Source organism: Burkholderia sp. USMB20 (assembly GCF_000949135.2).
Classification (GTDB): Bacteria; Pseudomonadota; Gammaproteobacteria; order Burkholderiales; family Burkholderiaceae; genus Burkholderia.
This window is the reverse complement of the sequence record NZ_JTAN02000012.1, coordinates 113,124-135,452: the sequence shown is the minus strand read 5'-3', so window position 1 is coordinate 135,452 and position 22,329 is coordinate 113,124. Positions and strand designations below refer to the sequence as shown.

Here is a 22,329-nt window from a genome sequence, read left to right as displayed (position 1 = left end):
GCGCGGCTCTCGTTGATGCGGTCGTGCGGTGCCTAGCGCGAGCCCGCCGGCTCGGACACGGCGTCCGGATGATGCGTGCGCGCGCGCCGCAGCGTCAAGACGAACAGCGCGCCGCCGGACGGCGCATTGCGCGCGGTCAGCGCGCCGCCCGCGTCGCTCGCGATCGACGACGAGATCGCGAGCCCGAGCCCGAGCCCGCGCCCCATTTCCTTGGTCGTGAAGAACGGTTCGAACAGCCGCGGCAGCAGCTCGGGCGCGATGCCGGAGCCGTTGTCGCGCACCTCGACCGCGAGCGTCGCGACCGACACCGCGATCGTCACTTCGATCGCCGGCGCGGCGACGCCCGCGACCGCGTCGAGCGCGTTGCCGAGCAGGTTGATCAGCACCTGTTCGAGGCGCAGGTCCTCGCAGCGGGCGACGAGTTCCGGATAGTCGCGCGCCAGGTCGAGCGGCGCATCCTGCGCGGGCGACACCGTCGCATCCTGCAGCGTCAGCGTGAGCGCGACGCCGCGCAGCCGGTCGCCGAGCAGCGACAGCACGCTGCGCAGCGCGCGCACGACGAGCGCCTGTTCGTTGCGCGGCTTCGCGCGGCCGACGAACAGCTTCAGCTGGTTGGTGATCTTGCCCATCCGCTCGGTGAGCGCGGCGATCGCCTCGAGATTCTCGCGCGCGGCCGCCTGCTCGCCACGATCGAGCAGCACGCGCGTGTTGTCCGAGAAGCTGCGCAACGCCGCGAGCGGCTGGTTCAGTTCATGCGTGATGCCGGCCGCCATCTGGCCGAGCGCGGCGAGCTTGCTGGCCTGGATCAGTTCGTCGTGCGCGGCGCGCAATTCCTGCTCCGCGCGGATCCGGTCGCCGACTTCCTTCTGCAATTGCTCGTTCGCTTCCGACAGGTCGGCCGTGCGTTCCTCGACGCGCCGGTTCAGCTCCGCATACGCCTGCTGCAGCAGCGCGCGGCCGCGGATCATCTCGCGCACGCGCGCGCGGCGCATGCGCCAGTAGAACGCGAGCAACGCGACCGACACGAAGCCGAAGCCCGTGACGATCGTCGCGTTGCGCGCGTCGGCGTCGATGGGCGCGATCGGCGCGAGCGTGACGAGCAGCCAGTCGGGCTCGCCGATCCGCCGCTTGCTGGCGAGGAAACGCGGCGCGCGCAGGCCAGGGCCTACGCCGGCCGCACCGAGGCGCACGATCTCCGCATCGGCGCCGAGCACCTGCTCGACGCGCAGCGGCAGCGGCGTGACGGGCTGCTGCGCGTACTGGCGCGTCTCGTAGATCGACGCGGCGACGGGCCCCGTCAGCGGATGCAGCGTGTGGTACTTCCAGGCGGGCACGGACGACAGGAACACGACGCCGTGATCGTCCGCGACGACGAGCGGCTCGGACGCATCGGCGCCCTGGAACCATTCGAGATTGAGCTTCACGACGACGACGCCCGCGATCCTGCCGTCGCGCCACACCGGCTGCGAGATGTAGTAGCCGGGATCGCGCGAGATCGTGCCGATCGCGAAGAAGCGGCCGACCCGGCCGTTCATCGCGTCGATGAAATACGGACGAAACTGGTAGCCGTTCCCGACGAAGCTGTCCGGCGCGCGCCAGTTGCTGGCGGCGACGCACAGACCGTCCGCGCCGATCACGTAGGTGACGGTCGCGTGCGCGTGTTCGTTGAGGTCTTCGAGATAGCGGTTCGCGCGTGCGGTGAAATCGGCGCGCTTCGGCTCGGCGAGCAGGTCCAGCACGTACGGATGGCTGCCGAGCAGATAAGGCAGCGATTCGTAGCGGTCGAGCGTGCTCTTGAGCGCGTTGGTGGTGCGGTCGACCCGCACCGCGGCGTTGCGCTGCAGCTCGGCGACGCCGCGCTGCCACGTGATGGTCCAAGTCAGCGCGCACGCCGCCGCGAGCGCGGCGGCAAGCACGACGAGGATGAGCAGGCGGCGCTTCACGGACGTGACTTCCTGGCGATGCGGATCGCCTATTGTGTCATAGGGCGCCTCGTCGCTGCCCCGGCCGCCGCGCGGCGCACCGCCCGCGGGCGGTGCCGCCGCCTGCTCCTTCATGACGTCAGACGCCGGCCGTCTCGGTCGGCGTGACCTCGCCGCCGCCCTTCAGCGCCTGGCGCAGCTTGTTGCGGTCGAGTTCCTTCTCCCAGGCCGACACGACGACCGTCGCGACGCCGTTGCCGACGATGTTGGTCAGCGCGCGGCATTCGCTCATGAAGCGGTCGATGCCGAGGATCAGCACCATGCCCGACAGCGGGATCGTCGGCACGACGGCGAGCGTCGCGGCGAGCGTGATGAAGCCCGCGCCCGTGACGCCGCTCGCGCCCTTCGACGTCAGCATCGCGACCGCGAGCAGCGTGAGCTGCTGCATCCACGTCAGTTCGATGTTGGTCGCCTGCGCGATGAACAGCACGGCCATCGTCATGTAGATGTTGGTGCCGTCGAGGTTGAACGAATAGCCGGTCGGCACGACGAGGCCGACGACCGAACGCGAGCAGCCGGCCTTCTCGAGCTTTTCCATCAGTTGCGGCAGCGCGGCTTCCGACGAGCTCGTGCCGAGCACGATCAGCAGCTCTTCCTTGATGTACGACACGAAGCGGATGATCGAGAAGCCCGTGAAGCGCGCGATCGCGCCGAGCACGACCAGCACGAACACGACCGACGTCAGGTAGAACGTGCCGATCAGCTTGAGCAGCGGCACCAGCGAGCCGACGCCGTACTTGCCGATCGTGAACGCCATCGCGCCGAACGCGCCGATCGGCGCCAGCTTCGTGACGATGTGCACGATGCCGAACAGCACGCGCGTGAGGCCGTCGATGAAGTCGGTCACGACCTTGCCGCGCTCGCCGAGGTGCGCGAGCACGCTGCCGAACAGCAGCGCGATCAGCAGGATCTGCAGGATTTCACCCTGCGCGAACGCATCGACCATCGTGTTCGGGATGATGTGCATCAGGAAGTCGACCGTCGACTGCCCGTGCGCCTTCGCCGCGTACGACGCGACTTCCTTGCCGTTCAGCGTCGCCGGATCGATGTTGAAGCCGACGCCCGGACGCAGGATGTGCGTGGCCGCGAGGCCGAGCAGCAGCGCGAAGGTCGACACGATCTCGAAGTACAGCAGCGCCTTGCCGCCGACGCGGCCGACCTTCTTCATGTCCTCCATGCCGGCGATGCCGGTGACGACCGTACAGAAGATGATCGGTCCGATCACCATCTTGATCAGCTTGATGAAGCCGTCGCCGAGCGGTTTCATCTCGGTGGCGAGCGACGGATAGAAGTGGCCGAGGATCACGCCGACGATGATGGCGAAGATCACCTGCACATAGAGCACTTTGTAGAAGGGTTTCTTCTTCACGATGGTTCCTGCTGAAGTAGATGAGCCGGTGGAAACGGCGTCACGCGCGCAGGCGAATGTCTCAGGGGAGAAGGCATTCGCCCGCGCGGCTGCCGTGCCGCAACAAGCGATGCCTCAGGACATCCGGAGGGGGAGGAAGGCATTGGTCATCGGTTGTCTCCTTGCTTGCTGTAGTAGTTCGGCCGGGGGATGGCCGTGCGCTTTATATCGCAAGGTCGATGCCAGGTTTCCGGAGCCCCTCAAGCCGTTGTTTTCATTGTATTTCTCATAATGCGGCAGGCAAGGAAATCCGGGATTCCGGATTTCCGGAAAATATCCGTCCGGCGATCCGGACGGAGCGATCGTTTCATCAGACGAATCAATGCTGCACGGCTTCACCGGCCAGCACGCCCGTCTGCGCATAGAACTCCTGCTGCGCGAACGCGTCGCGCTCGCGCCGCGCGCGCTCGCCGCGGTCCGCGAGCGAACCGACGACGATCCCGACGAACGCGAGCGGCACCGACACGAGCGCCGGGTTGTCGAGAAACACCGGCGCGTGCGCCTGGTGCAGCACGTCGACCCACACCGACTTCGACAGCACCGTCAGCGCCACCGCCGACGCGAGGCCGAGGCCGCCGCCGAGCACCGCGCCGCGCGTCGTCATCCCGCGCCAGAAGATCGACATCGCGAGCACCGGGAAATTGGCGCTGGCGGCCACCGCCGCGACGAGGCCGACCATGAACGCGACGTTGACGTGCTCGAACAGGATCGACAGCGCGATCGCGACCGCGGACAAGCCGATCGTCGCCGCGCGCGAGATGCGCATTTCCAGCCGCTCGTCGGGCTTGCCGCGCGCCCACATCTGCGCATACAGGTCGTGCGAGATCGTGGTCGCGCCGGCGAGCGTCAGCCCGGCAACCACCGCGAGGATCGTCGCGAACGTGACGGCCGCGATGAAGCCGTAGAACCAGTTGCCGCCGACCGCCTGCGCGAGCTTCACCGCGACCATGTTCGAGCCGCCGAGCAGGTCGTGCGTCAGGTTGAAGGTGCCGTTCGCGCCGAGCCGGAAGAATTCCGGATGCTGCGCGAGCAGCACGATCGCCGAGAAACCGATCACGAACGTCAGCAGATAGAAATAGCCGATGAAGCCGGTCGCGTAGAGCACCGACTTGCGCGCCTCCTTCGCGTTCGGCACCGTGAAGAAGCGCATCAGGATATGCGGGAAGCCGGCCGTGCCGAACATCAGCGCGATGCCGAGCGACAGCGCGTTGGCCGGATCGCGGATCAGCTTGCCGGGGCCCATGATCGACAGCGCGCCCGGATGCACGGCCACCGCGCGACGGAACATCTCATCGACGCTGAAGCCGAATTCGGCGAGCGCGAGCAGGACGAGCAGCGTCGCGCCGCACAGCAGCAGCACGGCCTTGATCACCTGCACCCAGGTGGTCGCGGTCATTCCGCCGAAGAACACGTAGACGACCATCAGCACGCCGACGATCAGCTCGGCCGTGCCGTACGACAGCCCGAACAGCAGCTGGATCAGCTTGCCCGCGCCGACCATCTGCACGACCAGGTACAGCACGACGATCGTCAGCGCGTTCGCGGACGTCAGGAGCCGGATCGGCCGCTGCGCGAAGCGGTACGCGACCACGTCGACGAACGTGAACTTGCCGAGGTTGCGCAGCGGCTCGGCGATCAGGAACATCACGAACGGCCAGCCGACCAGGAAGCCGATCGAGTAGATCAGCCCGTCGAAGCCGAACATGAACACCATCCCGGAGAGCCCGAGGAACGACGCGGCCGACATGTAGTCGCCCGCGATCGCGAGCCCGTTCTGCAGCCCGGTGATGCCGCCGCCGGCAGTGTAGAAGTCGCGCGTCGAACGCGTGCGGCGCGCGGCCCAGCGCGTGAGCGCGAGCGTCGCGAACACGAACGCGAAGAACATCGCGATCGCCACCGGGTTCAGCTCGACCTTGTCGGGCATCGGGCCCGCGACGCCGGTCGCGTGCGCGGCGGAGGAAACGAGAACGGCCAGCGCGCCGAGCGCGCTCGAAGTGCGTCGCATGTCGGCCTCCGTCACGAACGCTGCAGGATCGCGTCGACGCGGCGGTCGAACGCACGGTTCGCGCGCAGCACGTAGCACGCGGTCAGGCCGATCGCGACCAGGATGATCGCGACGCCCGCGGCGATCCCGACCGTGGTCGTCGCGCCACGGTACAGCGGCGCCGCAAGCACGTGCGGCGCGAGCGCGACGAGCAGGATGAAGCCGTAGTACGTGGCGATCATCAGTGCCGTGAGCGTGAAGCTGAAGCGGCGCCGTGCGCGCACGAGCTGCTGGTAGTCACGGCGCGCCGTGACCGATTCGATGACGGAAAGCTCCATGGTGTCTCCAATGTCTCCTCGTCGTTTCGCGAGAAGTGTCTTGTGGATGGCCGGCGCGCCAATCGATCCGCCCGCGCCGTGGCGGCACGTCAATGCGTTACACGACGCGATCCGCGCGCAGTCGCGCGACCTCGTCCGCCGACATCCCGAGCCAGCCGCCAAGCACCGCGTCCGTATCCGCGCCGAGCACCGGCGGCGCGCCGCGCACCGGCAGTCGCGCACCGTCGAAGCGATACGGCGGCGCGAGCACGTCGACGCCGCCCGCGACCGGATGCGGCTGCCGCGTGACGAGCCCCGCCCGGGTCGCGCGCTCGGAGGTCAGCGCCTCGTGCAGCCCGAGCACTTCGCCGCACGGAATGCCGCCGGCGGCGAGCGCCGCGAGCAGCGTCGCGCGCGGCCGCCGCGCAAGTTCGCCGCGAATCTCCGGAAGCAGCGCGGCGCGGTTCTCCGAGCGGCCGAGATTGGTCTTGTAGCGTTCGTCCGCGGCGAGGTCGGGCCGCTCGATCGCATCGCAGAAACGCGCGAACTGCGGGTTGTTGCCGACCGTGATCACGAGCGGGCCGTCGGCCGCATCGAACACGCCGTACGGCACGATCGACGGATGCGCATTGCCGTAGCGCGGCGGATCCTCGCCCATCAGCAGCGCATCGAGCCCGTAGTACGCGGTGATCATCAGCCCGCAGTCGAACAGCGCCATCTCGATGCGCCGCCCGCGCCCCGTCGCATGACGCTCGTACAGCGCGGCGAGGACCGCCTGCGCCGAATACATGCCGGTGAACAGGTCGACCGCCGCGACACCGAATTTCAGCGGCGGCTGGCCGGCCTCGCCGTTCAGCGCCATCAGCCCGGCCTCGCCCTGCACGACGAGGTCGTAGCCGGGCCGGGCGCGGGCTTCCGGCCCGACCGGTCGTAGCCGGAAATCGCGCAATGCACGAGCCGCGGATTGAGCACGGCCAGCGCGTCGTAGCCGAGCCCGAGTTTTTCCGCGCCGCCGAACTTGAAGTTGTGCAGCACCACGTCGGCCTGCGCGGCCAGCTCGCGCGCGAGCCGCCGCCCTTCGTCGGTCTGCAGGTCGAGACAGATCGAGCGCTTGCTTCGGTTCACGCTGTTGAAGTAGGTCGTTTCGGTGTCGCCGATCCGCAAGCCCCAGTCGCGCGTGTCGTCGCCGCGCGCCGGATGCTCGACCTTGATCACTTCCGCGCCGAAATCGGCAAGCACCATCGCGCACCACGGGCCTGCCAGCACACGCGAGAAATCGAGCACCTTCACGCCGGCCAGCGGCAACGCGCGCGATTCGTTCGTCATCCTTGTCTCCTCCATTCGCGTCGTTCGTCTTTATTGTTTCGACAGCGCGATGTAGCGCGCGAGATGGTGATCCTCGTCGCCGAGCTGGTGATCGATCATCACGAGCCGCTTCGCGTAATGCGACAGCGGCAGCTCCCACGTCATCCCGATCCCGCCGTGCAGCTGGATGCTCTCCTCGGCGACCAGCGTGCCGATCCGGCCGATGGTGTACTTGGCCGCCGCGAGCGCGCGTTCGCGCACCGCGCGCGGCGCATCGAGCTGCGCGGCCGCGTTGATCACCGCCGAGCGCGCCTGCTCGACTTCGAGCAGCAGGTCGGCCATCCGGTGCTGCAGCGCCTGGAAGCTGCCGATCGGCATGCCGAACTGCTTGCGCGTGCGCAGGTAGTCGAGCGTCGCTTCCTTCGCGACGTCCATCGCGCCGAGCGCCTCCGCCGACAGCGCGAGCAGCCCGTAGCCGAGCACGCGTTCGAGCAATGCGGCGCCTGCTTCGTCGTCTTGCGTTTCCGGCACGCCGAGCGCCGCATCGCCCGACAGCACGACGCGCTCGAAGCGCACCTCGGCCGCGCGGCCGCCGTCGATCTTCTTGTAGTCCCGCAGCGACACGCCCGGCGCGTCGGCCGGCACGACGAACAGGCCGATGCCGGCCGCGTCGTCGTCCTGACCGGACACGCGCGCGCTGACGACGAAGAACGCCGCCTGCGCGGCCTGGTCGACGACGCCCTTCGCGCCCGTCAGCACCCAGCCGTCGCCGGCACGCTCGGCGCGCGTGCGCACGGTCGTCAGTTCGTAGTGCGAGCCCGGCTCGTCGTGCGCGAACGCGGCGCTCGCGCTGCCGTCGATCAGCGCGGCCAGCCGCGCGCGATGCGCGTCGCCGCCGGCCAGCGCCAGCGCGCGGCCCGCAAGCAGCGTGCCGAGGAACGGCTCGACCACGAGCCCGCGTCCGAGGCATTCGAACACCACGGCGATGTCGAAACCCGCGCCGCCGAAGCCGCCATCGGCTTCGGCAAACAGCGCGCCGACCGCGCCGAGCTCGGCGAAGCGCCGCCACATCGCGCGATCGAAGCCTTCGGTCGACTGCGCGATGCGGTCGCGCACCGGGAACGCGTACCGTTCGGCGATGAAGCGGTTCAACGTGTCCGCCAGCATCCGGCGGTCTTCTGTGTGCTGGAAATCCATCGTCGCGTCCCTCGTTACAGCCCGAGCATCATCTTCGCGATGATGTTCTTCTGGATCTCGTTCGAGCCGCCGAAGATCGACAGCTTGCGGTTGTTGAAGTACTGCTGCGCGGCGCTCGCGGCCTCGTCCGGGCCGACCGGCTCGCCGTCGTAATCGGCATCGAGCGCTGCGTCGACGAACGGCTGCGCGTACGGCCCCATCGCGCGGCGCATCAGCGCGGTGATCTCCTGGCGGATCTGCGTGCCGCGGATCTTCAGCATCGAGCTTTCCGCGCCCGGCACGCCGCCGCCCGCGACCGCCGCCAGCACGCGCAGGTTGGTCGTGCGCATGTTCTCGAGTTCGATCTCGACGCGCGCGATGCGCGCCGCGAAGAACGGATCGTCGGCGAGCGGCCGGCCGTTCTTCGTGACCTTCGCGGCGACCGCGCGCAGCCGCTCGAGCGCGGCCGTCGAGAAGCCGATCCCGGCGATGTTGGTGCGCTCGTACGTGAGCAGGTATTTCGCGCAGGTCCAGCCGCGGTTTTCTTCGCCGACGAGGTTCGCCACGGGCACGCGCACGTCGGTGAAGAACACTTCGTTCACTTCGTGCTCGCCGTCGAGCGTGATGATCGGGCGCACCTCGACGCCCGGCGTGTTCATGTCGATCAGCAGGAAGCTGATGCCCTCCTGCTTGCGCACGTCGGTTGCGGTGCGCACGAGGCAGAAGATCATGTTCGCGTAGTGGCCGAGCGTGGTCCACGTCTTCTGGCCGTTGACGACGTAGTGATCGCCATCGCGCACCGCGCTCGTCTTCACCGATGCGAGGTCGGAACCGGCGCCCGGCTCCGAATAGCCCTGGCACCACCAGTCGGTGCCGTCGAGAATGCGCGGCAGCCAGTGGCGCTGCTGCGCTTCGCTGCCGTACTTGATCAGCACGGGCCCGAGCATGTTGACGCCGAACGGCACGATGCGCGGCGCGCCGGCGAGCGCGCATTCGTTGTCGAACAGGAACTTCTGCGCGACGCTCCAGCCGGGGCCGCCGTATTCGCGCGGCCAGTGGCTCGCGAGCCAGCCGCGGGCGTTCAGGATTGCGTGCCATTCGCGCATGTCGTCGCGTGTCAGGTGCAGGCCGCCCTTCACCTTGCGCGCGGTGCGCGCGGGCAGTTCGGCGGCGAGGAAGCGCTGCACTTCGGTGCGGAACGCTTCCTCTTCGGGAGTGAAATTGAGGTCCATCGTGGGTCCGTTGCGAATGCGGTGGGCGTTCAGTCGATACGGTTCAGGCTCGCGAAATCCGCGCCGCGCCCGACCAGCTCGACGAGCAGCGGCGACGGTTTCCAGAACAGCGGATCCTCCTGCGCGAACGCGCGGATGTCGGCGAGCACGTTCGCGAGGCCGACCGTGTCCGCGTAGTGCATCGGGCCGCCGCGATGGCGCGGGAAGCCGTAGCCGTACAGGAACACCGCGTCGACATCGAGCGGGCGCAGCGCGACCTTCTCGTGCACGACGTTCGCGCCTTCGTTGATCATCGCGGCAAGGTAGCGGCGCAGGATCTCGTCGTCGGTGAACGTGCGCGGCGTGACGCCCTTCTTCGCGCGTTCTTCCGCGACGATCGCCTCGACTTCCGGATCCGGCGTGCCGATGCGCGCGCCTTCCGGATACAGGTAGTAGCCGCGCCCCGTCTTCTGGCCGAACCAGCCGCGCTCGCACAGCCGGTCGGAAATCTCGACGTAGCGCGCGCGCGGGTCGCGCGTCGCCGCGCGGCGCTTGCGGGTCGCCCAGCCGATGTCGCCGCCCGCGAGGTCGACGACCTGGAACGGCCCCATCGGGAAGCCGAATTCGCGCACCGCGCGATCGATCTGGTACGGCGACGCGCCGTCTTCCATCAGGTAGTCGGCCGCGGTGCGATAGACGGCGAGGATCCGGTTGCCGATGAAGCCGTCGCACACGCCGGCGCGCACCGGTGTCTTTTTCAGCTGTTTGGCCAGCGCGAATGCGGTCGCGACGACGTCATCGGCGACGCGCGCCGGCACGACGATCTCGAGCAGCTTCATCACGTTCGCCGGCGAGAAGAAATGCAGGCCGATCACGTCGGCCGGCCGATCGATGCTGGCGGCCAGCTCGTCGATGTCGAGATACGACGTGTTGGTCGCGAGCACCGCGCCCGGCTTGCACGCGCGCGCGAGCTCGGCGAACACCGCCTTTTTCACGGCCATGTCCTCGAACACTGCCTCGATCACGACGTCGGCCTGCGCGAGCGCGTCGTACGACGTGCTGCCCTTGAAGCGCGCGAGGCGCGCCGCGTGCGCGGCCGGCGTCATCCGCCCCTTCGCGACGAGCCCGTCGTACACCTTCTCGACATGCGCGCGGCCGCGCGCGAGCGACGCTTCGTCGCGCTCGATCATCGTCACTGGCAGCCCGGCGTCGAGTGCCGCGACCGCGATGCCCGCGCCCATCGTGCCGCCGCCGACCACGCCGATCCGCTCGACCGGGCGCGCGCTCGCGCGGCGCGCCTCGGGCGCCTTCGCGGCCTCGCGTTCCGCGAAGAACGCGTGCACGAGGCCCGCGCGCTGCGGGCTGTCGACGCATTGCAGGAACAGGCTGCGTTCGAGCTTCATCCCCGCGTCGAACGACAGCGTGAGCGCGGCCTCGACCGCGTCGACGATCTTCGCCGGCGAGAACAGGCCGCGCGACTTCTTCGGCAACTCGGCGCGCGCCGCGTCGATCGCGGCCTGCGCGGCCGCGCGGTCGGCGAGGCCCTGCGCATCGCGGGTGCGCCGAGCCGGCGCGCCGAGCGACACGAGTTCCTGCGCATAGGCGAGACCTTCGGCGAGCGTGTCGTCGCTGTGCGCGACGCGATCGACGAGGCCGAGCGCGAGCGCTTCGTCGGCGCTCGCGTGACGCCCCGTCAGCATCAGGTCGAGCGCGGCCTGCGCGCCGATCAGGCGCGGCGCGCGCTGCGTGCCGCCCGCGCCGGGCAGCAGGCCGAGCGTGGCTTCGGGCAACCCGAGCTTCGCGCCGGGCACCGCGAGCCGGTAATGCGCGGCGAGCGCGACTTCGAGGCCGCCGCCGAGCGTCGCGCCGTGCAGCGCCACCACGACCGGCTTCGCGCTCGACTCGATCCGCTCGCAGACCTCGGGCAGCGACGGCGGCACGGGCGGCTTGCCGAATTCGCGGATGTCGGCGCCCGCGATGAAGTTGCGGCCGGCGCCGACGATCAGCACCGCGCGGATCGCGGCGTCGGCCTGCGCAGCGTCGAGCGCGTCGGCGAGGCCGCGCCGCACATCGGCGGACAGCGCGTTGACGGGCGGATGGTCGATCGTGACGACGAGCACCTTGTCGCGCCGTTCGCGCGTGACGGTGCCGGTGTGGGCGGGTTCGGGGGAAGCGGTTGAATTCATCGTGTCTCCATTGCGGTGCGCCATGCGGGCGGGACCGGTCGCCGGGCCGGCGAGCGGCGCCGCGTCCCGAGCCCGATCCCGCGCGGCGGGAAACGATCCGGCGCATGTGCCGGGCATGACTCGATTCTCGATTGATCGAGATTCATTGACAATTCCCGCTCGACTTTACAAGCTGTCAAGTCCGACTTGACATTGAATGCTTTCGGACCGCTTCGGGTCCTTAAGCGGGACGGATCAGGAGACACCGGGCATGGACCTGAACGCGCTGACGCTGCTCGTCGAGATCCTCGACGCGGGCAACCTGAGCAAGGCCGCGCAGCGGCTCAAGATGAGCCGCGCGAACGTCAGCTACCGGCTGAACCAGCTCGAGCGCTCGATCGGCCAGCAGCTCGTGCGCCGCACGACGCGCCGCATCGAGCCGACCGAAATCGGGCTGAAGCTGTACGAGCACGGCCGGCGCATCCGCAACGAGCTGCTCGCCGCGCAGGAATCGGTGACGACGCTCGGCCAGGACCTGCAGGGCCGCGTGCGGCTGTCGGTGCCGAGCGGCTACGGGCAGATGGTGATGTCCGACTGGCTGCTCGCGTTCAAGCGGCTGCATCCGGGCATCGTGCTCGACGTGGTGTTCGAGAATCGCGTGGAGGACCTGATGCGCGACGAAGTCGACATCGCGATCCGCGTGATGTCCGAGCCGCCGCAGAACCTCGTCGCGCGCGACATGGGCGCGGTGCGCTACGTCGCGTGCGCGTCGCCCGCGTTCGCGGCCGTGCACGGGATGCCCGCGAGCCTCGGCGCGCTGGCCGCCGCGCCGGTCGTCACCGCGACGGTGCTGGGCCGGCAGCTGCGGATCGCCGCGTACCTCGGCGACGAACGCCACGAGGTGCTGCTCGAACCGACGCTGATTTCGGAGAACTTCCTGTTCCTGCGCCAGGCGATCCTCGCCGGGATCGGCGTCGGCATCGTGCCCGACTACGTGATGCAGGACGACATGCGGCGCGGCACGGTCGTCACGTCGCTCGACGCGTATCGTCTCAGCATCTTCGGCACGCACATGTACATGCTCTACATGCCGAACCGGCACCACACGCGCGCGACCGCGACGTTCATAGAGTTCATCCTCGAACAGGCCGGAAAGGCCGGCCGGGGCGGGCCCGGCGGGATGCGTCAGGGTTTCCTGTCGGATGACAATCCGCCGGCCGCACGGCGACAATAGCGCGCCGTCCGTGCGGAGCGCGTGCCGCGCACACGCCGCCTCCTTCGAATTCACTGTTGCCGAGGGTTTCAATGTTCGACCGGATCCGTCCGCATTCGCGTCCCCGGACGCTCGTCGCCACGCTCGCGCTCGCCGCGCTCGTCACGTTCGGCGCCGGCTGCACATCGCCGTCCGCGCCGTCGGGCGCCGTCGTCCCGGTCGCTGCCGCATCGGGCGCCGCGGTGCCGCTGCCCGGCGTTCACGCACCCGAACTGTCGTCCGGCTGGACCGACAAGCCGGGCTGGACCTCGCAGCGCTTCATGATTGCGGCCGCGAACCCGCTCGCCACGCAGGCCGGCTACGAGATGCTGAAGGCCGGCGGCACCGCAATCGACGCGGCGATCGCCACGCAGATGGTGCTCGCGCTCGTCGAGCCGCAATCGTCGGGGCTCGGTGGCGGCGCGTTCATGCTGTACTTCGACGGCCGTGCGACGCAGGCGTACGACGGCCGCGAGACCGCACCGGCCGCCGCGACCGACCGGCTGTTCTACGGCCCGACCGGCCAGCCGATGGGCTTCTACGAAGGTGTCGTGGGCGGCCGTTCGGTCGGCACGCCGGGCGTGCTGCGGATGCTCGACGCCGTGCACCGCGCGCACGGCAAGCTGCCGTGGCGCCGGCTGTTCCAGCCCGCGATCCGGCTCGCCGAGCACGGCTTCACGATCAGCCCGCGCCTCGCGATGCTGATCGCGAACGACAAGTACCTGATGAACGACCCGGCCGCGCGTGCGTACTTCTACAACAAGGACGGCACGCCGAAGGCGGCCGGCACGGTGCTGAAGAACCCCGCGCTCGCGGCCGTGCTGCGCCAGGTCGCCGATCGCGGCGCGAATGCGTTCTACACCGGCGCGATCGCGCGCGACATCGTCACGAAGGTGCGCAAGCACCCGACCAATCCGGGCCTGCTGTCGCTGCAGGATCTCGCGCGCTACAAGGCGAAGGTGCGCGCGCCGCTGTGCACCGACTACCGGCGCTCGGTGGTGTGCGGGATGCCGCCGCCGTCATCGGGCGGCCTCGCGATCGCGCAGATGCTCGGCATCCTCGAGGCGATGCCCGACTGGCAGCAGATCGGCGCGCAGAAGCCGGTGCGCAACGACGTCGGCTACGAGCCGACGCCGTTCGCCGCGCACCTGTTCAGCGAAGCGGGACGCCTCGCGTATGCGGACCGTGCGCGCTACGTCGCCGATCCGGATTTCGCGCCGCTGCCGGGCGGCAGCTGGGCGAGCCTCGTCGACCGGGCCTATCTCGCGCAGCGCGCGCGCCTGATCGGCGACACCAGCATGGGCGTCGCGCAGGCCGGCACGCCGCAGGGCGCGACGCTCGCGCTGGCCGACGACCGCAGCCCCGAATTGCCGTCGACGTCCGACATCGCGATCGTCGACCGCTACGGCCAGGCGCTGTCGATGACGACCAGCGTCGAGGACGCGTTCGGTTCGCGGCTGATGGTGCGCGGGTTCATGTTGAACAACCAGTTGACCGATTTCTCGTTCGTGTCGAACGAGAACGGGCGGCCGGTCGCGAACCGCGTGCAGCCGGGCAAGCGGCCGCGCTCGGCGATGTCGCCCGAGCTCGTGTTCGACCAGAAGACGAAGCAGGTGACGATGATCGTCGGCTCGGCCGGCGGCCCCGCGATCATCAATCACGTCGCGAAGACGATGATCGGCGTGCTCGACTGGGGGATGACGATGCAGCAGGCGATCGCGCTGCCGAACGTCGGGTCGATGAACGGGCCGACCCAGCTCGAACGCGGCCGCGTGTCGGACGCGCTCGTCGACGGGTTGAAAGGGCGCGGGCACGACGTGCGGGTCGTCGAGATGAATTCGGGACTGCAGGGGATCCAGCGGCTGAACGTGCAGGGGCAGACGGTGTGGTTCGGCGGGGCCGACCCGCGGCGGGAAGGCGTCGCGATGGGCGAGTGACGCGACTGGCACGACCGGCACGGGCGGTGCGCATGCGCCGCCCGCGGGTCTCATCCGGGCATCACCCGCGGCCCTTCCACGGCACTACCCGCCGCTCGACCCACCGCATCGCGAGATCGAACAGCCATGCGATCGCGCCGATGATCAGGATCCCCATCACGACGAGATCGGTACGCAGGAAGCTCGACGCGTTGAGCACCATCTGCCCGAGCCCGGCCGTCGCGGCGACCATTTCGGCCGCGACCAGCGTCGTCCAGCCGAACCCGATCGCGATCCGCAAGCCGGTGAGGATTTCCGGCAGCGCGGCCGGCAGCACGACATGGCGCACGATCTGCGCGAAGCTGCCTCCGAGCGAATACGCGGCGTTGATCTGCTCGACGGTTGCCGCGCGCACGCCGGCACGGGCGGCCATCGCGATCGGCGCGAAGCATGCGAGGAAGATCACGACGAGCTTCGCCGTCTCGTCGATGCCGAACCAGATCACGACGAGCGGCAGATACGCGAGCGGCGGCAGCGGCCGGTAGAACTCCAGCAGCGGATCGAGCACGCCGCGCGCGATGCGGCTCACGCCCATCAGGATGCCGGCCGGCACGCCGATCGCAGTGGCGAACACGAAGGCGCCGAACACGCGCGCGGCGCTCCACAACAAATGCTCCGACAACGGCAGGCCGCCCTGGATGCGGCCATGCCACGCGTCGACGAACGCGGCCCATACCGCTTCCGGCGCCGGCAGGAACAGCGGCGGCAGCCACTGCCGGTGCGTCGCGACCCACCACAGCACGGCCAGCGCCGCGACCGTCGCCGCGCTGAGCGCGGCCGTCCTGCCCTGCCCCGGCAACCGGTAACGATGCGATGCGCGAGCCGGACGCACCGCGTGACGCCGTTGCGTCGCGCGTTGATCCTGCCCGACCTCCGCGGCCGCTCGATCGGCTGCCAACGAATCCTGCGTGCTCATGTCGTCCTGCCTGTGCAAAGTACTGATCCGGCCGCGCCCGACGGACGCGCCCTGTCGCGCGAACTCATGCATCACGCGCGCTCCGCCACCGCCTCGTCGCGATGCAGATACGCGATCAGCCGCTCGCGCCACGCGATGAATTCCGGTGACGACTTCACCGCGCGCGCATCGCGCGATTCGACGTAGCGCCGCGCGAACGGCAGCTCGAACGTTTCCGCGATCCGGCCGGGGCCCGGCGTCATCACGACGAGACGCGTCGCGAGGAACAGCGCTTCCTCGACGTCATGCGTGATGAAGAACACCGTCTTGCCGGTGCGTGCCCACACGTCGAGCACGAGCGCCTGCATCGTGCCGCGCGTCATCGCGTCGAGCGCGCCCATCGGCTCGTCCATCAGCAGCACGCGCGGATCGCTCGCGAGCGCACGCGCGATGCCGACGCGCTGCTGCATCCCGCCCGACAGCTCGTACACGCGCGCGTGCGCATGCTTGTCGAGCCCGACCAGCGCGAGCATCTCCCGCGCCCGCGCTTCGCGTTCGGCCTTCGACACGCGTGCGAAGCGCAGCCCGAGCGCGACGTTCTCGAGCACGTCGAGCCACGGCAACAACGCGTATTTCTGGAACACGACGCCGCGATCGGCGCCGGGGCCCGTGACCGGCACGCCGTCGACGCGCACGTCGCCGGTCGTCGGCGCGACGAAGCCGGCCATGCAGTTCAGCAGCGTCGTCTTTCCGCACCCGGACGCGCCGAGCGCGACGACGAATTCACCGGCTTCGATGCGCAGGTCGACGCGCGCGAGCGCCTGCGTCGTCGGCCGGCCGCGTTCGCCGGGATAGTCGACCGATACCTGACGGACTTCCAGCGTGCTCATGCTCGGGACTCCGCGATGATCGCCGCGTTCAGCGCCCGGCCTTCTGCACGAACTGCGGATCGACGCCGACCGAATAGTCGGCGAGCACCGTCTGGATCGTGCCCTGCGATTTCAGGAACGCGGCGGTGGCCGCGAGCGACTTCGCGGCGCCCGACTGCGCACCGCCGCCGAGCCACGTCGGCGACGCCTGCTCGGCCGGCGTCGGGAACGCGTAGAGCGCGAGGCTCGCGGGCACGTCCTGCGCGTCCGCGCCCGATACCTTCGCGACCGCCGCGACCTGCGGCGAGCCGACCTTCCACGCCGCCGCATGCGCGCGGTAGTCGGCGTCGGCGGCCGCGAGCACCTTCACGAAGCGCGCGACGAACTCGGGGTTTTCGCGCGCGAACTTGCGGCTCACGACGAAGCCGTCGAAGGTCGCCTTGCCACTTTCTTTCGCAACCTTGCCGGACGTCGTCAGCACGGTGCCCGACTGCTTGACCTTCGCGAGCACCGGATCCCAGATGTAGGTCGCGTCGATGTCGCCGCGCGTCCACGCGGCCGCGACCTCGGGCGGACGCAAGTTGACGATCTTCACGTCGTTCGGGTTCACGCCGGCGGCCTGCAGCGCGACGAGCGTATGGAAATGCGACGTCGACACGAACGGCACGCCGATCTTCCTGCCCTTCAGCGCGGCGACGCTGGTCACGCCCGAACCGTTGCGCGCGACGAGCGCCTCGGCGTCGTTGATGTTGTCGAGCACCCAGAACAGCGAGATGTCGAGCCCCTGCGACAGGCCGGCCGCGATCGGGCTGGAACCGGCCTCGCCGAGCTGCACGGAGCCCGACGCGAGCGCGCGGATCACGTCGGCACCGCTGTCGAGCTTGCGGAACGTGACCTTGTAGCCGGTCGCCTTTTCGACTTCACCGCTCGCCTGCGCATAGCGCCACGGCACGACCATGTCCTGGTACGCGATCACGACCTCGCGCGATTCGGCGTGCGCCGCGCCCAGCGCGGCAAAGGCGGTCAGCGCGACGACGGCGCGGCGGACGAAGCTGAAACGGGACATGCGGCTCTCCTTCGGAATGCGGGCATTGCTGCGGGAGAGCCGACTTTACGAGCTTTGCGCGCGGCGGGAGCGAACTTATCCTGCGAAGCTATCGATGCCGTTTCAGCTTTGCTTTCCATGCTCGACCGGATTGCGTGTCCGGTCGGGTGACGATTGCCGTGCGCGTGCGCGGATGGCCGCCGCGCCAACGAAAAAGCCCGCATCGCTGCGGGCTTTTTTCGACTGCGCGAGACAATCGCGGCATCGCGACGCTCAGACCACCCCGGCCCCATGCGCCTGCAGATCGGCGTGATAGCTCGAACGCACCATCGCGCCGACGGCCGCGTGCGTGAAGCCCATCTTGTACGCCTCTTCCTCGTACATCTTGAACGTATCCGGATGCACGTACGCACGCACCGGCAGGTGGTGCTCGGACGGTTGCAGGTACTGGCCGATCGTCAGCATGTCGACGTCGTGCGCGCGCAGGTCGCGCATCACCTGAAGGATTTCCTCTTCGGTCTCGCCGAGGCCGACCATCAGGCCCGACTTCGTCGCGACGTCCGGATGCAGCGCCTTGAAGTCCTTCAGCAGCTTCAGCGAGTGCGCGTAGTCCGAACCCGGGCGCGCTTCCTTGTACAGGCGCGGCACCGTTTCGAGGTTGTGGTTCATCACGTCGGGCGGCGCGGCGTTCAGGATCGAGATCGCGCGGTCGAGACGGCCGCGGAAGTCCGGCGTCAGGATCTCGATGCGCGTCTCCGGCGACTGCTCGCGCACTTCACGGATGCACTCGACGAAGTGGGCGGCGCCACCGTCGCGCAGGTCGTCACGGTCGACGCTCGTAATCACCACGTACTTGAGCTTGAGCGCCGCGATCGTGCGCGCGAGGTTCTTCGGTTCGTCCGCGTCGAGCGGATCGGGACGGCCGTGGCCGACGTCGCAGAACGGGCAGCGGCGCGTGCACTTGTCGCCCATGATCATGAACGTCGCGGTGCCCTTGCCGAAGCACTCGCCGATGTTCGGGCAGCTCGCTTCCTCGCACACGGTATGCAGGTTGTGCTCGCGCAGGATCGTCTTGATCTCGTTGAAGCGCGAGCTGCCGGTGGCCGCCTTCACGCGGATCCACTCCGGCTTCTTCAGCTTCTCGATCGGAACGACCTTGATCGGGATGCGCGCCGTCTTCGCCTGCGCCTTCTGCTTGGCGGTGGGATCGTAGGCAGCGGTCGCGGCCGAGTCGGCCGGTGCGGGGGAAGCGGTAACGTCAGTCATTCGAATGTTCCAGTGCCTGCGGCTTGTCGGCGGCCGCGGATGCGCCATCGAGGTTGGCAATCAGACGACCCACCAGCGTGTGGGCGACGTCGTTCCAGTCGGCGGCAACCTCGAGGCTCGCCATGTCGACGGTTTCCAGTCCGGCATAGCCGCACGGGTTGATCGCGAGAAACGGGCGCAGATCCATCTTCACGTTCAGGCTCAGCCCGTGATAGCTGCAGCCGTTGCGGATCTTCAGGCCGAGGGCCGCGATCTTCGCGCCTTCGTGCACGCCGGATGCCACGTAGATGCCCGGCGCGCCCGCCTTGCGGACCGAAGCGAGATTATACGCCGCGAGGGTTTCGATCACGGCCTCCTCGATCTTCGTCACGAGCGTGCGCACCATCAGCTTGCGCCGGCGCAGGTCCAGCAGCAGGTAGGCGACGATCTGGCCGGGGCCGTGGTAGGTGATTTGCCCGCCGCGGTCGACCTTCACGAGCGGCACGCCGCTGTCGGCCACCAGCAGGTGGGCCGGGTCGCCGGCCTGGCCGAGCGTGTAGACGGGCGGATGCTCGACGACCCAGATTTCGTCGCCGGTGTCGGCCGTGCGCGTGTCGGTGAACGCGCGCATCGCGTCGAAGCTCGTCTCGTAGGCCTCGCTGCCCCGCCAACGCACGGTGACCGGCACGACGGGCCGGACCGGAGACCCGGCGGGCGATTCGGAAACAGCGACAGGCGTGGACACGATGGCAACCGGCGAGACGGACATGGGCGCTAGTTTACCGAAAACCCATGCGTCTCGCCGGCCCGGGAAGGGGACGGATCGCGAGCATCCGTCGGAGGAAAGGTCGGTCAGACGGTGCGCCAGCCGTCGTGGAACAGCGCGTTCACGCGGTTGCGCAGCCGCGCCAGCGCGCCGCGCGCGACTTCCCCGGCCGGCCGCGACACCGAGAACGCGACCTGCGCGCCCTGCCGGCCTTCCGCGCTGAGCCACAGCCGCTCGCCGCGACGCAGCCGGAGCGTCTCGCCGTCGACCAGGAAGTAGTCTTCGACGTCGTTGCTGCGCGTCGCCCACACCGGCCCGCATTGCACCGTCAGACGCGTGCTGCGCTGCACCTTCATCGGCACGGTCTCGCCCGCGGGGATTTCGAACGTGATGCTTGAAGAAATTTCTTGCATGATCGACTCCGCCAATAAATGCTTCGATGGCTACAATCGTAGTCACTTCAAGGCACCCGACCAAACGACCAATTTTCACGTCGATGTGAGGAAAATTAGCAAATGGACCTCCGCCAGCTGCCTGCGCTGAACGCGATTCGCGCGTTCGAAGCCGCCGCCCGTCACGAGAATTTCTCCCGCGCCGCCGACGAGCTGTACGTCACCCACGGCGCGGTCAGCCACCAGGTTCGCGCGCTCGAGGAGGAGCTCGGCGTGCAGCTGTTCACGCGCAACGGCAAGCGGCTGTGCCTGACCGACGCCGGCATGCGCTACGCGCAGCAGGTGCGCACCGCGCTGATGCAGATCGCCGATGCGACGCGCGAGGTGCGCGCGAGCGACCGCGGACGGCGGCTGGTGGTGTCGATGCTGTCGTCGTTCGCCGCGCGCTTCATCACGCCGCGCATCGGCACGTTCATCGAGCGGCATCCGGAAATCGACGTCGAGCTGCAGTCGACCAACTCGCTCACCGACTTCGCGCGCGACGACGTCGATCTCGCGATCCGCTTCGGCTCCGGCAGCTATCCGGGGCTGCACGTCGAGCCGCTGTTCGAGGAAGTGTTCTTTCCGGCGTGCTCGCCGACGCTGAACGGCGGCAAGCTGCCGCAGACGCCCGCCGATCTCGTGCACTACAACCTGCTGCGCTCGGACGACGAGCTGTGGCGGCCGTGGTTCGACGCGGCGGGGCTCGATACATTGACCGAGCCGAAACGGGGGATTCTGTACCAGGATTCGTCGAACCTGCTGCTGGCCGCGATCGACGGCCAGGGCATCGCGCTGGTACGCCGCTCGCTCGCGGTGCACGATCTGCTGGACGGGCGCCTCGTGCGCCTGTTCGACATCGACGGGCAGAGCCCGTGGCACTATTTTTTCGTGTGTCCGCCGCCGCTCGTGAACACGCCGCGCGTGCAGGCGTTCAGGACCTGGCTGCTTCAGGAAGTCGCGGAGTACCAGCAGCTGTGCGACGAGCTGGACGCGCGGCGCGCGGCGGGGAAAACCCCCGCCGAGTGCGCGCAGGAAGGAGGATGGAAAGCGGCGCTCAGAGCACGACCTTGACCATCGGATGGCCGGTCAGTGCGCGGTAGATGTCGTCGAGCTGTTGCTGGCTCGTGGCGCGCACGGTGATCGTGAGGCCGGTGTAGTTGCCGCCGCTCGAGGCACGCTCCTCGATCTTCTCGACGTCGATCTCGTTGTCGTGGACGGCCACGACCTTGAAGATCGTATCCTTGAACTCCGGGTGCGCCTTGCCCATGATCTTGATCGGGAAGTCGCACGGAAACTCCAGCAGCGACTCCTTCCGGGCATCGATCGCGCCGGTGACCTCGATGGTTTTGGTCGGTTCGCTCATCACTTTCTCCGGGTTAGGTCAAACTGTTCAAACTCGCGTGCCTTCGCACGCTGGTACGCGTCGTACAACGCCGCGAACACGGGGCCCGGCTTGCCGCCCTGCACAGGCAGGTCGTCGAGCGACGTGACGGGCAAAATCTCCTTCGTGGCCGACGTGATCATGATCTCGTCCGCCGAGCGCAGCTCGGCTTCGCTGATCTCGCGCGCGACGAACGGAATGCCGCATTCGTCGGCCAGCTGCTCGACCAGCGCGTAGCGGATCCCTTCGAGGATCCTGTTGCTGCGCGGCGGCGCGTACAGCTCGCCGTTCTTCACGATCCACACGTTCGACGACGAACCTTCGGTCACGTTGTCGTCGCGCAGCTGGATCGTCTCGAACGCGTCGCGTTCGGCCGCATGCTGCGCCATCAGCACGTTGCCGAGCAGCGAAATCGACTTGATGTCGCAATGCAGCCAGCGGCGATCCTCGGCCGTCACGCAGCGCACGCCCTGCGCGCGCTCCTCGTCCGACGGCAGGCGCAGCGGGCTCGTCATCGCGAACACCGTCGGCACCGTATTCGCCGGGAACGCGTGGCCGCGCTTCGCGACACCGCGCGTCACCTGCAGGTAGACGAGCGCATGGCCGTCGCCGAGGCCTTGCGCATTCGCGGCAACCACGCGCTCGATCAGCGCGCGCCAGCCGGCCGCGTCATGCGGATTGTCGATGCCGATCTTCTTCAGGCTGCGCGCGAGCCGGTCCAGATGCTGTTCGATCCGGAACGGCACGTGCGCGCCGTCATGCGCATAAACGGGGACGACTTCATACACGCCATCGCCGAAGATGAACCCGCGGTCGAGCACCGGCACGCGGGCTTCCGACAGCGGCACCAGTTCCTCGTGCGACGACACGCTGAGGTAGACGATCGGTTCGAATTCGGCTTGGCTCATGGCAATGACA

General features: G+C 68.8%; 18 protein-coding genes and 1 pseudogene. 3 read left to right on the top strand and 16 right to left on the bottom strand.

Features of this window, described 5'->3' with window-relative positions; translation table 11 throughout:
* Positions 1-32: 32 nt before the first annotated feature.
* The 8 genes and pseudogenes from PL79_RS13765 to PL79_RS13730 all read right to left on the bottom strand — a co-directional run bounded on the left by PL79_RS13765 (position 33) and on the right by PL79_RS13730 (position 11,569).
* Positions 33-2,057: a sensor histidine kinase gene (locus PL79_RS13765; RefSeq protein ID WP_044846741.1), complete on the bottom strand. Its 2,025-nt coding sequence runs from the start codon at positions 2,055-2,057 to the stop codon at positions 33-35.
* Positions 2,058-2,061: 4 nt separating this feature from the next.
* Positions 2,062-3,351 carry a dicarboxylate/amino acid:cation symporter gene (locus PL79_RS13760; RefSeq protein WP_044846742.1) on the bottom strand — a complete coding sequence of 430 codons (1,290 nt, stop codon included), beginning with the start codon at positions 3,349-3,351 and terminating at the stop codon, positions 2,062-2,064.
* A gap of 358 nt (positions 3,352-3,709) precedes the next feature.
* Positions 3,710-5,395, bottom strand: a complete 1,686-nt coding sequence (locus tag PL79_RS13755) for a cation acetate symporter (protein WP_044846776.1) — start codon at positions 5,393-5,395, stop codon at positions 3,710-3,712.
* 11 nt (positions 5,396-5,406) lie between these two features.
* Positions 5,407-5,712 (bottom strand): DUF485 domain-containing protein, encoded by a 306-nt coding sequence (locus PL79_RS13750; RefSeq protein ID WP_014895931.1) that lies wholly within the window; start codon positions 5,710-5,712, stop codon positions 5,407-5,409.
* Positions 5,713-5,809: 97 nt separating this feature from the next.
* Positions 5,810-7,017 (bottom strand): annotated as a pseudogene (locus PL79_RS13745) (CaiB/BaiF CoA transferase family protein).
* A 30-nt stretch (positions 7,018-7,047) separates the two neighbouring features.
* Positions 7,048-8,193: an acyl-CoA dehydrogenase family protein gene (locus PL79_RS13740; RefSeq protein WP_044846744.1), complete on the bottom strand. Its 1,146-nt coding sequence runs from the start codon at positions 8,191-8,193 to the stop codon at positions 7,048-7,050.
* A gap of 14 nt (positions 8,194-8,207) precedes the next feature.
* Complete coding sequence (locus tag PL79_RS13735) at positions 8,208-9,404, bottom strand: acyl-CoA dehydrogenase family protein (RefSeq protein ID WP_044846745.1); 1,197 nt, start codon at positions 9,402-9,404, stop codon at positions 8,208-8,210.
* 29 nt (positions 9,405-9,433) lie between these two features.
* Positions 9,434-11,569, bottom strand: coding sequence for a 3-hydroxyacyl-CoA dehydrogenase NAD-binding domain-containing protein (locus tag PL79_RS13730; protein WP_044846746.1), 2,136 nt, complete (start codon positions 11,567-11,569; stop codon positions 9,434-9,436).
* Positions 11,570-11,819: 250 nt separating this feature from the next.
* Between PL79_RS13730 and PL79_RS13725 the strand changes: the two genes are divergently transcribed.
* Both PL79_RS13725 and ggt read left to right on the top strand, forming a co-directional pair.
* A complete protein-coding gene (locus PL79_RS13725) occupies positions 11,820-12,782 on the top strand; it encodes a LysR family transcriptional regulator (RefSeq protein WP_044846747.1) in 963 nt (320 codons plus the stop codon).
* 71 nt (positions 12,783-12,853) lie between these two features.
* The gene (ggt, locus tag PL79_RS13720; RefSeq protein WP_044846748.1) at positions 12,854-14,737 is read left to right on the top strand and encodes a gamma-glutamyltransferase; all 1,884 of its coding nucleotides are present in this window, start codon (positions 12,854-12,856) and stop codon (positions 14,735-14,737) included.
* A gap of 61 nt (positions 14,738-14,798) precedes the next feature.
* On the opposite strand, the gene PL79_RS13715 is transcribed toward ggt, so the two are convergent.
* The 6 genes from PL79_RS13715 to PL79_RS13690 all read right to left on the bottom strand — a co-directional run bounded on the left by PL79_RS13715 (position 14,799) and on the right by PL79_RS13690 (position 20,009).
* Entirely contained in the window at positions 14,799-15,764 is a 966-nt protein-coding gene (locus PL79_RS13715) for an ABC transporter permease subunit (protein WP_044846749.1), read from the bottom strand.
* A complete protein-coding gene (locus PL79_RS13710) occupies positions 15,764-16,561 on the bottom strand; it encodes a taurine ABC transporter ATP-binding protein (protein ID WP_044846750.1) in 798 nt (265 codons plus the stop codon). The genes PL79_RS13715 and PL79_RS13710 overlap by 1 nt, the downstream gene beginning before the upstream one ends.
* A 28-nt stretch (positions 16,562-16,589) precedes the next feature.
* A complete protein-coding gene (gene tauA / locus PL79_RS13705; RefSeq protein ID WP_044846751.1) occupies positions 16,590-17,606 on the bottom strand; it encodes a taurine ABC transporter substrate-binding protein in 1,017 nt (338 codons plus the stop codon).
* A gap of 252 nt (positions 17,607-17,858) precedes the next feature.
* Positions 17,859-18,851, bottom strand: coding sequence for a lipoyl synthase (lipA, locus tag PL79_RS13700; RefSeq protein WP_044846752.1), 993 nt, complete (start codon positions 18,849-18,851; stop codon positions 17,859-17,861).
* Positions 18,844-19,599 carry a lipoyl(octanoyl) transferase LipB gene (gene lipB / locus PL79_RS13695; protein ID WP_044846753.1) on the bottom strand — a complete coding sequence of 252 codons (756 nt, stop codon included), beginning with the start codon at positions 19,597-19,599 and terminating at the stop codon, positions 18,844-18,846. The genes lipA and lipB overlap by 8 nt, the downstream gene beginning before the upstream one ends.
* An 83-nt stretch (positions 19,600-19,682) precedes the next feature.
* Complete coding sequence (locus tag PL79_RS13690) at positions 19,683-20,009, bottom strand: DUF2917 domain-containing protein (RefSeq protein ID WP_044846777.1); 327 nt, start codon at positions 20,007-20,009, stop codon at positions 19,683-19,685.
* Positions 20,010-20,111: 102 nt separating this feature from the next.
* On the opposite strand from PL79_RS13690, the gene PL79_RS13685 reads away from it, so the two are divergent.
* The gene (locus tag PL79_RS13685; RefSeq protein ID WP_044846754.1) at positions 20,112-21,101 is read left to right on the top strand and encodes a transcriptional regulator GcvA; all 990 of its coding nucleotides are present in this window, start codon (positions 20,112-20,114) and stop codon (positions 21,099-21,101) included.
* On the opposite strand, the gene PL79_RS13680 is transcribed toward PL79_RS13685, so the two are convergent.
* Together PL79_RS13680 and PL79_RS13675 are read right to left on the bottom strand one after the other, a co-directional pair.
* A complete protein-coding gene (locus PL79_RS13680) occupies positions 21,085-21,393 on the bottom strand; it encodes an HP0495 family protein (protein ID WP_044846755.1) in 309 nt (102 codons plus the stop codon). The genes PL79_RS13685 and PL79_RS13680 overlap by 17 nt on opposite strands.
* Positions 21,393-22,319, bottom strand: coding sequence for a D-amino acid aminotransferase (locus tag PL79_RS13675; RefSeq protein ID WP_044846756.1), 927 nt, complete (start codon positions 22,317-22,319; stop codon positions 21,393-21,395). The genes PL79_RS13680 and PL79_RS13675 overlap by 1 nt, the downstream gene beginning before the upstream one ends.
* Between the last annotated feature and the right edge of the window lie 10 nt (positions 22,320-22,329).